Here is a 14,519-nt window from a genome sequence, read left to right on the forward strand (position 1 = left end):
CGGGCCCGGGGGCGGGCGCTAGCGGCGCAGCTCCATCGCGATCGGTCCCTCGCGCTCGCCATGGGCGAACTGGTCCACCATCGCATTGCCCGTCTCGCCCAGGCTCGCCGCCGGGCCGGTCCAGATGATCCGGCCCTTGTGGATCATCGCCGCCACGTCGCCGATGCGGCGGGCGCTGGCCATGTCATGCGTGATGGTCACGGCCGTCGCGCCCAGGCGGCGCACGCAGTCCACGATCAGCCCGTCGATCACCGCGCCCATGATGGGATCGAGGCCGGTGGTGGGCTCGTCGAAGAAGATGATCTCGGGCTCCGAGGCGATGGCGCGGGCGAGGGCCACGCGCTTCTGCATGCCGCCCGACAGCTCGGCCGGGGAGAGATCGCCCACGCTCGCGTCCAGCCCGACATCCTCCAGCACCCAGGCCGCCCGCTCCCGCGCCTGGGCGCGGGTGATGCGCTTCTGGGCGAGCGGCTTGAAGCAGACATTCTCCCAGACGGGCAGGCTGTCGAAGAGGGCGCCGTTCTGGAAGAGCATGCCCGTGCGGTCCAGCACCGCCTCGCGCTCGCGCGGGGACATGGCCGTCACGTCGTGCCCGTCGATCTCGATCGTGCCGGCATCGGGGGTGATGAGGCCGAGGATGCACTTGATGGTCACGGACTTGCCCGAGCCCGAGCCGCCGAGGATCACCATGGACTGGCCGGGCATGACGTCGAGGTCCACGCCGTCCAGCACCTGCTTCGTGCCGAAGGCCTTGCGCAGCCCGCGCAGCCTGATCTTGGGGATGACGCTCTCGCTCATCGCGCGAAGAAGGCCTCGGTGAGCACGTAGTCGAGGGCGAGGATGAGGATGGAGGAGGCGACGACCGCGGTGGTGGTCGCGCTGCCCACGCCCTGCGCGCCGCCGCGCGAGGTGTAGCCGCACCAGGTGCCCATCAGCGCCACGACGAAGCCGAAGACCGCGGCCTTCACCAGCCCGCTGACGACGTCCATCACCTGGAGGAAGTCGAGCGTCGCCCGGAGATAGCTGCCGCTGGAGAAGCCGAGCTTCAGCGTGCCGATGAGGTAGCCGCCCATCACCCCCAGCACGTCGGCCACGATCACGAGCAGCGGCATCCCCAGGATGCCCGCCAGCAGGCGCGGGGTGACGAGGTACTTCATCGGATCGGTCGAGAGGGTGGTGAGCGCGTCGATCTGGTCCGTCACGCGCATGGTGCCGATCTCGGCCGCGAAGGCGGCGCCGATGCGGCCCGAGACCATCAGCCCCGCCAGCACGGGCCCCAGCTCCCGCGTGATGGAGAGGACGACGACATTCGCCACCGCCCCCTCCGCCCCGAACCGGGAGAAGCCGGAATAGGATTGCAGCGCGAGCACCATGCCGGTGAACACCGCCGTCAGCCCCACCACGGGCAGGGAGAAATAGGCCACCTCCAGGAAGGCGCGGAGGAAGAGCTTCGGGTGGAAGGGCGGGCGGACGACGTGGCTCAGCCCCTGCAGCGCGAAGAGGACGACGGCGCCGACCGTGCGGCAGAGGTCGAGCGCGGCGCGGCCGAGGGCGGCCAGCCCGTCCTGGGCCAGCCTGGCCGGAACGGCGGGGCTCACGCGGCCTGCTTGTAGTCGCGGCGGTAGCGGGCGCCGAGGGAGGTCAGCACCTCGTAGCCGATCGTGCCGGCGCGGGCAGCGAGGCCGTCGGCGGAGAGGCCGGGGCCGATCAGCTCGATCATCGCGCCGGGGGCGATGCCTGGATGGTCCGTCACGTCGAAGGTGGTGAGATCCATGGATACCCTGCCGACCAGGGGCAGGTCCTGCCCGTTGTGCCGGCCGGTTGCCCGGCCGGAGAGGGCCCTGAGATAGCCATCGGCGTAGCCGGCCGCAACGGTGGCGATCCGCGAGGGCCGCTCGGCCACCCAGGTGGCGCCGTAGCCGACGGGGGTTCCGGCCGGGATCTCCCGGACCTGCAGCACCGGCGCGGCGAGGCGGATCACGGGGCGCATGGGGTTCGGGGCGCCCGGCGCCGGGTTCAACCCGTAGATCGCGCAGCCCGGCCGGGCGAGGTCCGAGGCGAAGTCCGGGCCGAGGAAGAGGCCGGAGGAGTTGGCGAAGGATGAGGGCGCGGCGGGCAGCCGGGCGCGGGCCGCGGCGAAGCGCGCCGCCTGCTCCGCGCTCAGCGGATGGCCCGGCGCGTCCGCCGCGGCCAGATGGGTCATGAGGTAGCGGAGGTTGAGGCCGCGGAGGGGGGAGGGGTCCCCGGCCAGGGCCTCGGTCTCGGCGGGGGTGAGGCCGAGGCGGGCCATGCCGGTGTCGATGTGCAGCAGCGCGTCCCGCCCCGTGCCGGACCAGGCGCCGATGTCGCCGGGCGTGTTCAGCACGGGGGTGAGGGCTGCGTCCTCGTCCTCCCCCGGGCGGAAGCCGTTCAGCACCGCGATCATCTGCCCCTGGCCGAGAAGGGGGCGGATCGCCATGCCCTCCGCGAGATGGGCGACGAAGAAGTGGCGGCAGCCCGCCGCGGCCAGGGCGGGCACCACCCTCGCCGCGCCGAGCCCGTAGGCATCGGCCTTCACCGCCGCGCCCGTCTCCCCGCCGCCCATGCCGGTATGGCGGTCCCGCAGGGATTTCCAGTTCTCCGCGATGGCCCCGAGATCGACGGTCAGGAGGCCTGAGCCGTCAGGCATAGTCATCCTGGTCGTGGGTCTGCTCGAGATCGCCGAAGCGGGTGAACTCGCCCTCGAAGAAGAGGCGGATCGTGCCGGTGGGGCCGTGGCGCTGCTTGGCAACAATCAGCTCGGCCTTGTTATGGGCCCCCTCCATGTCCTTCTGCCACTTGTCCAGCGCCTCGGTGTACTTCTCCTGGTTGTCGAAGTTCAGCTCCTTCGGCATCCGCTGGGCAAGGTAGTACTCGTCACGATAGACGAACATCACGACGTCGGCGTCCTGCTCGATCGAGCCGGATTCGCGGAGGTCGGCGAGCTGCGGGCGCTTGTCCTCCCGGCTCTCGACCTGGCGGGAGAGCTGGGAGAGGGCGATCACGGGAACCGACAGCTCCTTGGCGATGGCCTTCAGCCCCTGGGTGATCTGGCTGATCTCCTGCACCCGGTTCTCCGGCCGCGTGCCGGCGGCGGGGCGCATGAGCTGGAGGTAGTCCACGATGATGAGGCTCAGCCCCTTGGTCCGCATCAGCCGCCGACAGCGGGTGCGCAGCGCCGAGATGGTGATGGCCGGGGTGTCGTCGATGAAGAGCGGTATGGAGGAGAGCTCGCGGCTCACCTCCACGAACTTGTCGAAGTCGCGCTGGGCGATGTCGCCGCGCCGGATGCGGTCGCCCGAGACGCGGGACTGCTCCGAGAGGATACGGGTGGCGAGCTGGTCGGCGCTCATTTCCAGCGAGAAGATGGCGACGCCGCCGCGGACCACCGCGTTCGGGTCCTTCTCCAGCGCTTCGCGCTGCACCGCGCGGGCGGCGCCGAAGCCGATCTTCACCGCCAGCGCCGTCTTGCCCATGGCGGGGCGGCCCGCGAGGATCAGGAGGTCGGAGGGGTGCAGGCCGCCGAGCTTGCTGTCCACGTCCCGCAGCCCGGTCGGGAGGCCGGAGACGCCGCCGGGGGTGGAGAAGGCGCGCTCGGCCAGCTCCACCGCGGCGGTCAGCGCCTTCTCGAAGGAGACCATGCCGCCGTCCGAGGAACCGTCGGTGGCGAGGTTGAAAAGCGCCTGCTCCGCGGCCTCCAACTGCGCCTTGCCGTCCAGCTCCGGCTCGGCGCCGAAGGCGCGGTTCACCACGACCTCGCCGAGATCGACGAGCTGGCGGCGGAGGAAGCAGTCGAAGACGACGCGGCCGTACTCGCCGGCATTGATGATGCCGACCATGGCCGTGAGGAGCTGGGTCAGGTAGGCCGGGCCGCCGACCTCGTCCAGCACACCGGAATGCTCGAACTCGGCGCGCAGCGTGACGACGTCGGCCAGCTGCCCCGCCTCGATCCGGCGCTGGATGGCGCGGTAGATCCGGCCATGGACGGGGTCGGCGAAATGCTCGTCCGCCAGGAACTCCGAGACCCGCTCATAGGCCTTGTTGTTGGCCAGCAGGGCACCCAGCAGGGCCTGCTCCGCCTCGATGTTCGAGGGGGGCAGCCGCTGGGAGAGGCCCAGCATGCCGCCGCCGGCCGGCTCGGCGAGGTTGTCGAAGGCGTTCATCCCGCCAGTCTAGTCCCCGGCGCGCTCCACGTCCTCTCCCACCTCTGCCGGGGTGGCTGTGGATGGCGGTGGATACTGTGGATATGTCGCCGCCCGCTCGGCATCCAGCATGTAGTCCCGGGTCAGCGGCAGGGCGTCCACCCGCCGGGTGAGCTGGACCTGCCAGTTCATGTGGCCCCAGCGGCGGAAGCACAGCTCCGAGGCGGCGAGGTAGAACTCGAACATCCGGCAGAAGCGCTCGTCGTACAGGGCCTTGATCGCATTGCGGTTCGCGGCGAAGCGGGCGCGCCAGTGGGCGATGGTCATGGCGTAGTGCAGGCGCAGGATCTCGATATCGGTGATCCAGAGCCCGGCCTTCTCCACCGCCGGCACCACCTCCGACAGCGCGGGCGAGTAGCCGCCGGGGAAGATGTACTTCGTCAGCCAGGGATTGGTGGTCGTCGGGCCCTCGGACTGGCCGATGGCATGGACCAGCGCCACCCCGTCCTCCTTCAGCGCGTCCCGCACGGTGCGGAAAAAGGCCGTGTAGTGGTTGATCCCGACATGCTCGAACATGCCGACCGAGACGATCCGGTCCATCGGGCGCGTCCAGTCCCGGTAGTCCATCAGCTCGAAGCGCACCCGGTCCGAGAGCCCGGCCGCCTCGGCCCGGGCGCGCGACTCGGCGAGCTGCTCCTCGGAGAGGGTGAGGCCGGTCACGCGGGCGCCGTGGTCGCGGGCGAGGATGATGGCCAGCCCGCCCCAGCCGGAGCCGATGTCCAGCACCTCCAGCCCCGGCCGGTCGAGCTTCAGCTTGGAGGCGATGTGGCGCTTCTTCAGCACCTGCGCCTCCTCCAGCGTCTCCCCTCCCGTGGGGAAGTAGGCGCATGAATACTGCCGGTCCGCATCGAGGAAGAGGGAGTAGAGGGTGCCGTTGAGGTCGTAGTGGTGGGCGACGTTGCGGCGGCTGCGCCCGGCCGTGTTCAGGTCCCGCAGGCGCCGCCCGGCCCATCGCAGCCCCTCTCCCAGCTTCATGGCGGGATGGCTGCCGCCCGTCGCGAGGTTCAGGAGCATGAGGTCGAGGACGTCGTAGATGGTCGAGCCGTCGATCGGCTCGATCCCGCCGTCCATGTAGCCCTCCCCGAAGCCGAGGGAGGGGTTCCAGACGAGGCGCCTGGCGGCCTCGGGCGTGTTGATGGCCAGGGCGGCCTCCGGACCGGGGGCGGAGCCCCCGATGACGCGGCGGGTGCCGTCGGGATGGCGGAGGGTGAGCCTTCCCTGGCGGATCAGGCGGGCGAAGATGGAGTCGATCAGCAAATCCAAGCCTCCTCAGTGCAGGGAGGCTGTGCCCATGCCGGGGAGCGTTCAATCAGCCCCCGGCCGCACTCGTGAAAGCGTGATGACGGAAATAGGAATGGCCGCCCCCTCGCGGGAGCGGCCACTCGTTCTCACGCCCGTGGGGCGGGACGGCTACTCGCGGGCGGCGCCCAGCTCGGAGAGCTCGGCGGCCAGCTCGGCCTCGAGGGAAGCCTCCTCGGCCTCCTGCTCGGCGCGCAGGTCCTCGCCGCGCGCCTGCTTCTCCGCCTCTTCCGGGGAGCGGGCCACGTTCACGATCACCGGGATGGAGACCTCCGGGTGCAGCGCGACGCGGACGGTGGTCAGGCCCAGCGTCTTGATCGGCTGCTCCAGGATCACCTGGTCGCGGGTGATGGTGAGGCCGGCATCCTTCGTCGCGTCCGCGATGTCGCGGCCGGAGACGGAGCCGTAGAGCGCGCCGCTCTCGCCGGCGGAACGGATGAGGACGATCTGCAGGCCCTCCATCCGCTCGGCCACGCGCTCGGCCTCCTCGCGCCGCTTGATGTTCTGGGCCTCGAGCTGAGCGCGCTCGGCCTCGAACTTCTTGAGGTTGCCCTCGGTCGCGCGGATGGCGCGGCCGGAGGGGAGGAGGAAGTTGCGGGCGTAGCCGGGCTTCACCTTCACGGTGTCGCCCATCTGGCCGAGCTTCTCGACCCGCTGCATCAGGATGACGTCGATCATGGTGCCGTGCCCCGATCAGTCGTTGATGACGTAGGGGAGCAGCGCCAGGAAGCGGGCGCGCTTGATGGCGTTCGCCAGCTCGCGCTGCTTCTTGGCGGAGACCGCCGTGATGCGGGAAGGCACGATCTTGCCGCGCTCGCTCAGGAAGCGGGAGAGCAGGCGCACGTCCTTATAGTCGATCTTCGGCGCGTTCGGGCCGGAGAAGGGGCAGGACTTGCGGCGGCGGTAGAAAGGCCGGCGGGCGCCGACGGCCGGGCGGCGCGCGGCGGGGGTCAGGTCGGTCGTGTCGGACATCTGGGATTACTCCTCGCCGCCGTTGGGATCGAGCTCGTCGCGGGGACGGGCGCGGAACTCCTCGCGGTCGTCGCCGCGCTCGCGGCCGCGGCCGGAGCCGAAGCGGCCGGCGGGGCGGGGGCCGCGGAAGCCGCGGTCGCGCTCACGGTCGTCGCCGCGCTTGGCCAGGATGGCCGAGGGAGCGTCGTCGATCGTCTCGATCCGCAGCGTCATGTGGCGCAGCACGTCCTCGTGCAGGCCGAGCTGGCGTGCGGTCTCCTTCTCGGCCGCGGCCGAGCAGTCCAGGCCCAGCAGCATGTAGTGGGCCTTGCGGTTCTTCTTGATCTTGTAGGCGAGGCCGCGGAGGCCCCAGTACTCGCGCTTGCGGATCTCGCCGCCGGTGGCGCCGACGATCTCGCCGACCTGGTCGGCGATGGCCTCGACCTGCGCCTGCGTCAGGTCGTTCCGCGCGATCAGCACGGTTTCATATAGCGGCATCTCTGTCCCTTCGGATGTCTCAGCCCAGGGGCCCCTGCGGGATGCAGGGGCAGGAACGGGCATAGCCGCGCGCGATGCCTCGCGCCCGGCAGGGTGACGCGGCCTCATAGGGGAAGGTGCGTCGCGGGGCAAGTCCCTCCTTGAGCCGCCTGCCGCTACATCTCCACCCAGCGGCGGAGCAGGTTGTGGTAGCCCGCCGTCATGGCCAGCACCCCCGGATGATCGTCCGGCAGGTCCTGGCGCAGGGCGATGATCCCCATGTCCATCTCGTAGAGGAAGGCGCGCTGGGCGTCGTCCTTCACCATCGACTGGGTCCAGAAGAAGGAGGCCCAGCGGCTGCCGCGGGTGACGGGGTTCACGCTGTGCAGCGAGGTGGAGGGGTAGACCACCATGTCCCCGGCATCGAGCTTCACCTCATGGGTGCCGTAGGTGTCCTGCACCACCAGCTCGCCGCCGTCGTAGCTGTCCCTGGGCGAGAGGAAGAGGGTGGAGGAGACGTCGGTGCGGATGCGCTGGCCCGTGCCGGGCACGGGGCGGATGGCGTTGTCCACATGGGCGTGGAAGGTCATGCCCACGTCGTAGCGGTTGAACAGCGGCGGGAAGACCTTCAGCGGCAGGGCGGCGGTGGCGAAGATCGCGTTGCGGCCGAGGGCGCGCAGCACCAGCTCGCTCAGCTCCTTGCCCTCCGGGCTGTCCCCCGGGACCTGCAGGTTGAACTTCGCCTTGGCCGATTGCTGGCCGGCGGTGGCCTTGCCGTCGGTCCAGTTCGCGCCTTCCAGCCGCTCTCGGCAGTAGGCGACCTCGGCGGGGGTCAGGACCTGGGGGATGCGGACGAGCATCGTCGTGCTCCGGTTGGAAAGGGTGCAGGCGGCGGGCCGGCATCCTGCCAGCCCGGCCGCCCGTCGTCAGGCCGGGGCGAGTGCCCCGGCGGGAGGTGCCGTCAGAACTCGGCGGCGACGGAGACGAGGACGGTGCGGCCGGCCGCGACGATCGCGCGGTTGCCGAAGAAGCCGTCGTAGTTCGTGCGGTTCGTCAGGTTGTAGCCGTTCACCCGCACCGTCAGGTTCTGGTTGACCTTGTGCTGCACCAGCGCGTCGAGGCTGAAGTTGGACGGGACCTCGGCGGTGTTGGCGGTGTCGAGGAAGACCTGGCTGCGCCAGACGATGCCGCCGCCGAGGGTGACGTTGAGGGGCGTGTCGCGGGCGATGTCATAGGTGGTCCAGAGCGAGGCCGAGTGCTTCGGCACGTACTGCACCCGCTTGCCCACGATGTTCGCCGTGAGCGAGCGCGTCGTCTCGCTGTCGAGATGGGTATAGGCGGCGTTGATGTTCCACTCCGGCGTGATGCGGCCGGTGATGCCCAGCTCCACGCCGCGGATGCGCTGCCGGTCGCCGGTGGCGATGACGGCGGTGGGATCGTCCGCGTCCTGCACGAAGGCGTTGCCCTTCTCCGCGTGGAACAGCGCGGCGTTCAGGCCGAGGCGGCTGTCGAGGAGGCTGACCTTCGCGCCGATCTCGTGGTTCGTGTTCCGCTCCGGCTCGAGGTTCCGGTCGAAGTTCACCGCGGCGGCGGGGAAGGTGGTGAAGAAGGTGCCGGGCGGCGTCGTGGAGGTGGAGTAGGAGTAGTAGTAGGTCTGGTCCCGCGTCGGCTCCCAGATCACGCCGGCGCGCGGGTCCCAGAAGCTGTCATGGATCTTGAAGTCCTGGGCGAAGGCGGCGCCCGGCGTGCCGGCGCGGTAGTCGAGGTCGTAATTCGTCCAGCGGAAGCCGCCGAAGACCGAGAGCTGGTTCGTCAGGTACAGTCGCTCGTTCACGAACAGGCCGAGATTGGTGGATTCCGTCTTGCGCTCGTTGTTGGCCGCCCCGGTCGCGAGGAGGAGCGAGTTGTTCGTCGAGGGATCGAGGAGCGTCACGTTCGGCCGGGTCGGCACATAGGGATAGGCCGTGCGGTGAACCGTCTCGCGGGCGATGTCCACGCCGGCGGTCAGCTCGTGCCGCACGGGCCCCGTGCGGAAGCGGGCGAGGGCGGTGGTGAGGTTCTGGATCGCCTCGTTCACCTGGTTGTAGGGCGCGCTGGCACCGCCGGTATAGGCGAGGGTGGGGTTCAGCCCGCGGAAGAACTGGCCGGAGCAGCTCGCATTATAGGCGGCGAGGCTGACATTGCTCGTGGCGCAGTTCACGGGGGTGAGGGCGGTGTCGCGGTCCACGCGGGTCAGGCGCGTGTCGTTGCTGATCGTCAGCCAGTCGCCGAAGCGGTGCGCGAAGCGGGCCGTCAGCCGGTCCACCGTCACCTCGTCCTCGTCGTTCTGCACGCCATACCAGTTGGAGCGCCGCACGCCGTACTCGGAAGCGGGGCGGCCGATGGCGTTGAGGCCGCGATAGACCACGGGCATGCCGCCGTCGATCGTGTGCCGGTCCTCGTAGTGCAGGTACTCCACCGTGAAGGTGGTGGGGGTCCCCAGGCCGAAGGCGATGGAGGGGGCCACGCCCCAGCGGCGCGTGTCGATCCCGTCCTTGTCCACCAGGCTGCTGCTCTGGCCCATGACGTTCAGGCGGATGGCCGCCGTCTCGCTGATGCGCTGGTTGATGTCGGCGGTGAAGCGGGCGAAGGGCCCCATGCCGCCCGTGGCCGTCGCGCCGTAGCGGTTCTCCAGCCCCGGCACCTTGCTGTTGACGTTGATGCCGCCGCCGATGGCGCTGGTGCCGAAGGCAAAGCCCGAGGCGCCCTTGAGCACCTGCACGTCCTCATAGGTGAAGGCGTCGCGCTGGTAGGAGCCGAAGTCGCGGAGCCCGTCCACCAGCACGTCGTTCTGCGAGGAGAAGCCGCGGATGCGGAACTGGTCCCCGGTGACGCCGCCATTGCCCTCGCCGATGGTGGAGGTGATGCCGGGGACGTTGCGCAGCGCCTGTTCCAGCGTCGTCACCGTCTGCTCCCGCAGGACTTCCTGGGGCACGACGTTGATCGTCTGCGGCGTGTCCTGGATGGAGTTGGGCAGGCGCGGGTTGCCCGTGGGGGCCTGGAGCTGGTTGGCCGGGCGCTCGCCCGTGACCGCGACTTCCGGCACCGCGACGGGGGTGGAAGCGTCCGCGAGGGTTGGAGCTTGCGCGAAGGCCAGGTCGCCGACCATGGCGGCCCCGAGGCTGAGGCCGGCCACGAGGGCGGCGTTCGGGGGCGAGAGCGACCGGTTGTTCACGCGGCTCATCAGATATGATTCTCCGGGGATTCTGCTATTGCGAGGCGCTCTTAACTTCCGCTGCCACATACCGTCAAGAATGCGGATGATTCGCAACGCGACGGCGCGGATGGGGTGTGACGCAGCGGCAACTTGTCGGCACCGCCCGGCTTTTTTCCCCTCGTCGAAGTGCGGCAGGGCCCCCGGAACTCGGAAAGGGGGCCCGGCAAGGAGGAAAGGATCGCCCGATGGCACGTCTCTCGCGTCTCGCCCTGCTCCTGGGCCTCATGGCAGGCGTGGGCGGCTTGTCCTCCGCCGCGGAGGCCGCGCCGGCCTCAGCGGCGCCGGCCATGGCCCTGCCCCTGGCCGGCGCGGAGCCCGACCTCCTGCAGGAGGTGCGCTGGGCGACGCGCTGCCGCCCCGTGGTGGTCCATCGCCGGGACCGCTACGGCCGCCCGGTGCGGGTGGAGCGCGAGCGCTGCCGCCGCGTCTGGGTCGGACCGGGGCGGGGGCCGCGCGGCCCCTACTGACCAACCGGGGGTGCCATCGCGCCCCGGGCTGTTGACATTCCGGTGACGCCGCCGCTACCCCGCCGCGCCACGGCGGGGAGCGGTGCCCTCGGGCGCCTCCGGTGCCGTGGCCCATGCCGTCACACGCCGTCAGCAGCAGGAAACGCCCGCCATGGCCCTCGCTCTCGTCTTTCCCGGCCAGGGAAGCCAGGCCGTCGGCATGGGCCGCGACCTCGCCGCCGCCTTCGCCCCCGCGCGCGAGGTGTTCGAGGCGGTGGACGAGACGCTCAAGCAGAACCTGACGCGGCTGATGTTCGAGGGCCCGGCGGAGGAGCTGACCCTCACCGCCAACGCCCAGCCGGCGCTGATGGCCGTATCCCTTGCCGTGCTGCGCGTGCTGGAGGCCGAGGGCGGGTTCGATCTTAAATCCCGCGTGGCGCTGGTGGCCGGCCACTCGCTCGGCGAGTACAGCGCCCTCGCCGCCGCCGGGGCCTTCGACGTGCCCCAGGCCGCGCGGCTGCTGCGCCTGCGCGGCGAGGCCATGCAGAAGGCGGTCCCGGCCGGCACCGGCGCCATGGCGGCCCTGCTCGGGGCCGAGATGGACCAGGCCCGCGCCATCTGCGAGCGCGCCGCCGAGGACCCGGAGACGGGCAGGCGCGAGGTGGTCGAGGCCGCGAACGACAATGGCGGTGGGCAGGTGGTGATCTCCGGCCACAAGGCCGCGGTGGAGCGCGCGGTGGAAATCGCCAAGGCCGAGGGCATCCGGCGCGCCATGCTGCTGCCCGTCTCCGCGCCCTTCCACTCCTCCCTGATGGCCCCGGCCGCCGACGCCATGGGCGAGGCGCTGGAGCGCGACCCGCCGCGGGCGCCTGCGGTCCCCGTGGTGGCCAACGTCACCGCCGCCAAGGCGACGGGCCCGGACGAGATCCGGGACCTCCTCGTGCGGCAGGTCACGGGCACCGTGCGCTGGCGCGAATGCGTGGCCGCCATGACCGGAATGGGCTGCGACACCTTCGTCGAGCTCGGGGCGGGCAAGGTCCTGACCGGGCTGATGAAGCGCAACGCCCCCGAGGCCCGGGCCATGGCCTGCGGCACCCCGGCCGAGATCGAGGCGGTGCTGAAGGCCCTCTGAGGGCCAGGCGATCCCGCCCCTCCCCACAAGTGCCCTGAAGGAACCCCCATGTTCGACCTGACCGGCAAGACCGCCCTCGTCACCGGCGCCACCGGAGGGATCGGCGCGGCCATCGCCCGCGCCCTGCATGCCCAGGGCGCGCGCGTGGCCCTCACCGGGCGGCGCGAGGCGGAGCTGGCCTCCCTCGCCGCCGAGCTGGGGGAGCGGGCGCTGGTGGCCCCGGCCGATCTCGCCGACCCCGCGGCGCCCGCCGCCCTGGTGGAGAGGGTGGAGGGGGAGTTCGGCTCCCTCGACATCCTGGTGAACAATGCCGGGCTGACGCGGGACGGGCTGGCGCTCCGCATGGGCGACAAGGACTGGTCCGACGTGATCGAGGTGGACCTGACCGCCCCCTTCCGCCTCGCCCGCGCCTCCCTGCGCGGGATGATGAAGCGCCGGAGCGGGCGGATCGTCTCCATCGCCTCCATCGTCGGCGTCACGGGCAATCCGGGCCAGGCGAACTACGCGGCGGCCAAGGCCGGGCTGATCGGGATGAGCAAGGCGCTCGCCCAGGAGGTCGCCCCGCGCGGGGTGACGGTGAACGTGGTCGCGCCCGGCTTCATCAAGACCGCGATGACGGACGCCCTGAACGATGCCCAGAAGGCCGCGCTGATGGGGCGCATCCCGATGGGGAAGATGGGCTCCTCGGAGGACATCGCCGCCGCCGTGACCTATCTCGCCTCCGACGAGGCGGCCTGGGTGACGGGGGTCACGCTGCACGTGAACGGCGGCATGGCCATGATCTGAACTCCGGGGAGGCACGGCGTGTGAGGCGCGGCGACAACGGTTCCCCGCTCCGCGCCCGGCACCCCCCTGCTTCGGTCTAGGCCCTGGGAAAGAGCCGTGCTAAGGGCCGCGCCCTGCGTCCGGGCGTTAACGCGGCAAAGCGCCGTCCCTGGCGGCACGAACGGGTTTTCGGCGGTCAACCGCCATCAGGAGAGAGTAAGCGCGATGAGCGAAACCGCCGACAAGGTGAAGAAGATCGTGGTCGAGCACCTCGGCGTCGAGGAGGGCAAGGTTACCCCGGAGGCCTCCTTCATCGACGACCTGGGCGCGGACAGCCTGGACACGGTCGAGCTGGTGATGGCCTTCGAGGAGGCCTTCGGCGTGGAGATTCCGGACGACGCGGCCGAGAAGATCACCACCGTCGGCGACGCCATCACCTATATCGACGCGCACAAGACGGCCTGATCGGCCGCCGAGGTGACCGGCCGACCGGCCCCTGGCCGGCCGGCCGTCAATAGGTAAACGACGCGCAGGGCGCGGGGCCGGCCCACCGGCCTCCGCCCGGCTTTCCTGAAGCTGGCCCCCCGGGCCGGCCGGGGCCGAGGCGCGGGAGGGAGAAGCGAGAGTGTTCGGTCAGCTCACGGCCCCGCGCCGCGTCGTCGTTACCGGCATGGGCATTGCCAGCCCGCTCGGCCTGGGCGTCGAGCATGTCTGGAAGCGGATGCTGGCCGGCGAGTCCGGCATCACCGCCATCCAGTCCTTCGACGTGTCCAACATCCCCGCCAAGATCGCGGGCACGGTGCCGAACGGCACGCGCGCCGATGGCGGGCTGGACCTGGCGGAGTGGATCCCCGTCAAGGACCAGAAGAAGATGGACCGCTTCATCCAGCTCGCGCTGGTGGCGGCCACGGAGGCGGTCGAGGATTCCGGCTGGGTGCCCGGGACGGAGGAGGATCGCCACGCGACCGGCGTGATGATCGGCTCCGGCATCGGCGGCCTCCAGACGATCTACGAGGCCTCCCAGCAGATCGCGGCGGGCAAGCACCGCCGCCTCTCGCCCTTCTTCATCCCCTCGGCGCTGATCAACCTCGCCTCGGGGCATGTCTCGATCAAGTACGGCTTCAAGGGCCCGAACCACTCGGTGGTGACGGCCTGCGCCACGGGCGTCCACGCGCTGGGCGACGCCGCGCGGCTGATCGCGCTGGGCGATGCGGACGTGATGGTGGCCGGCGGCGCCGAGGCGGCGGTTTCCGAGCTGGGCATGGCGGGCTTCGCCGCCTCCCGCGCCCTCTCCACCGCCTTCAACGACACCCCCGCCCAGGCCTCCCGCCCCTGGGACAAGGACCGCGACGGCTTCGTCATGGGCGAGGGCGCGGGCGTCCTTGTGCTTGAGGAATACGAGCACGCGAAGGCGCGCGGCGCGAAGATCTACGGCGAGGTGATCGGCTACGGCATGTCCGGCGACGCCTATCACATCACCGCCCCCGCCGAGGGCCATGAGGGCGCCTTCCGCGCCATGAAGGCCGCGCTGAAGTCCGCCGGCGTGACCCCGGGCGACATCCAGTACATCAACGCCCACGGCACCAGCACGCCGCTCGGCGACGACCTGGAGCTGGAGGCGGTGGAGCGGCTCTTCGGCGAGGATGCCCGCGGCGTGGCCATGTCCTCGACCAAGTCGGCCATCGGGCACCTGCTCGGCGCGGCCGGCGCGGTGGAGGCGATCTTCTCCCTGCTCGCGATCCGGGACGCCGTGGCGCCGCCGACGCTGAACCTGGAGGAGCCCTCCCACCCCTCCGCCATCGACCGGGTGGCCAAGGAGGCGCAGCCGCGCAAGATCGAGGTGGCGCTGTCCAACTCCTTCGGCTTCGGCGGCACCAACGCCTCCATCCTGTTCAAGGCTGCCGCCTGACGGAACGGCCCGGTGGCCAGCCGGCCCCGGGCATGAGAGACCCCGCCCGGGGGCAGGTCCCCCG

General features: G+C 71.0%; 15 protein-coding genes. 5 read left to right on the plus strand and 10 right to left on the minus strand.

Going from position 1 to position 14,519, the window contains the following annotated elements; all coding sequences use genetic code 11:
- Positions 1-18: 18 nt before the first annotated feature.
- From FHS87_RS01145 to FHS87_RS01190, 10 genes are all read right to left on the minus strand, one after another.
- Positions 19-798, minus strand: a complete 780-nt coding sequence (locus FHS87_RS01145) for an ABC transporter ATP-binding protein (protein WP_184512944.1) — start codon at positions 796-798, stop codon at positions 19-21.
- Entirely contained in the window at positions 795-1,598 is an 804-nt protein-coding gene (locus FHS87_RS01150; RefSeq protein WP_312861839.1) for an MlaE family ABC transporter permease, read from the minus strand. The genes FHS87_RS01145 and FHS87_RS01150 overlap by 4 nt, the downstream gene beginning before the upstream one ends.
- Positions 1,595-2,668, minus strand: coding sequence for an alanine racemase (gene alr / locus FHS87_RS01155; RefSeq protein ID WP_184512946.1), 1,074 nt, complete (start codon positions 2,666-2,668; stop codon positions 1,595-1,597). Before alr ends, FHS87_RS01150 begins: the two co-directional genes overlap by 4 nt.
- Entirely contained in the window at positions 2,661-4,181 is a 1,521-nt protein-coding gene (locus FHS87_RS01160; protein ID WP_184512948.1) for a replicative DNA helicase, read from the minus strand. Before FHS87_RS01160 ends, alr begins: the two co-directional genes overlap by 8 nt.
- 9 nt (positions 4,182-4,190) lie before the next feature.
- Positions 4,191-5,483: an SAM-dependent methyltransferase gene (locus tag FHS87_RS01165; RefSeq protein ID WP_184512950.1), complete on the minus strand. Its 1,293-nt coding sequence runs from the start codon at positions 5,481-5,483 to the stop codon at positions 4,191-4,193.
- Between the two features lie 147 nt (positions 5,484-5,630).
- On the minus strand, positions 5,631-6,197 hold the full coding sequence (rplI, locus tag FHS87_RS01170) for a 50S ribosomal protein L9 (protein ID WP_184512952.1): 567 nt from the start codon (positions 6,195-6,197) through the stop codon (positions 5,631-5,633).
- A gap of 15 nt (positions 6,198-6,212) precedes the next feature.
- Positions 6,213-6,491, minus strand: coding sequence for a 30S ribosomal protein S18 (rpsR, locus tag FHS87_RS01175; RefSeq protein WP_043830720.1), 279 nt, complete (start codon positions 6,489-6,491; stop codon positions 6,213-6,215).
- 6 nt (positions 6,492-6,497) lie between these two features.
- The gene (rpsF, locus tag FHS87_RS01180) at positions 6,498-6,968 is read right to left on the minus strand and encodes a 30S ribosomal protein S6 (protein ID WP_184512954.1); all 471 of its coding nucleotides are present in this window, start codon (positions 6,966-6,968) and stop codon (positions 6,498-6,500) included.
- Positions 6,969-7,123: 155 nt separating this feature from the next.
- Complete coding sequence (locus FHS87_RS01185; protein WP_184512956.1) at positions 7,124-7,807, minus strand: Fe2+-dependent dioxygenase; 684 nt, start codon at positions 7,805-7,807, stop codon at positions 7,124-7,126.
- Between the two features lie 101 nt (positions 7,808-7,908).
- Positions 7,909-10,170, minus strand: coding sequence for a TonB-dependent receptor (locus tag FHS87_RS01190; RefSeq protein ID WP_184512958.1), 2,262 nt, complete (start codon positions 10,168-10,170; stop codon positions 7,909-7,911).
- Positions 10,171-10,388: 218 nt separating this feature from the next.
- Here FHS87_RS01190 and FHS87_RS01195 point away from each other — a divergent pair, with 218 nt between their 5' ends.
- From FHS87_RS01195 to fabF, 5 genes are all read left to right on the plus strand, one after another.
- Entirely contained in the window at positions 10,389-10,670 is a 282-nt protein-coding gene (locus FHS87_RS01195; protein ID WP_184513343.1) for a hypothetical protein, read from the plus strand.
- A 151-nt stretch (positions 10,671-10,821) separates the two neighbouring features.
- A complete protein-coding gene (gene fabD / locus FHS87_RS01200) occupies positions 10,822-11,781 on the plus strand; it encodes an ACP S-malonyltransferase (RefSeq protein ID WP_184512960.1) in 960 nt (319 codons plus the stop codon).
- Between the two features lie 48 nt (positions 11,782-11,829).
- Positions 11,830-12,567, plus strand: coding sequence for a 3-oxoacyl-[acyl-carrier-protein] reductase (gene fabG / locus FHS87_RS01205; RefSeq protein WP_184512962.1), 738 nt, complete (start codon positions 11,830-11,832; stop codon positions 12,565-12,567).
- 204 nt (positions 12,568-12,771) lie between these two features.
- Complete coding sequence (locus tag FHS87_RS01210; protein WP_184512964.1) at positions 12,772-13,011, plus strand: acyl carrier protein; 240 nt, start codon at positions 12,772-12,774, stop codon at positions 13,009-13,011.
- Between the two features lie 160 nt (positions 13,012-13,171).
- The gene (gene fabF, locus FHS87_RS01215) at positions 13,172-14,455 is read left to right on the plus strand and encodes a beta-ketoacyl-ACP synthase II (protein ID WP_184512966.1); all 1,284 of its coding nucleotides are present in this window, start codon (positions 13,172-13,174) and stop codon (positions 14,453-14,455) included.
- Positions 14,456-14,519 lie beyond the last annotated feature (64 nt).

The sequence above is a fragment of the Muricoccus pecuniae genome, assembly GCF_014199205.1.
In the GTDB taxonomy this organism is placed as follows: domain Bacteria; phylum Pseudomonadota; class Alphaproteobacteria; order Acetobacterales; family Acetobacteraceae; genus Roseomonas; species Roseomonas pecuniae.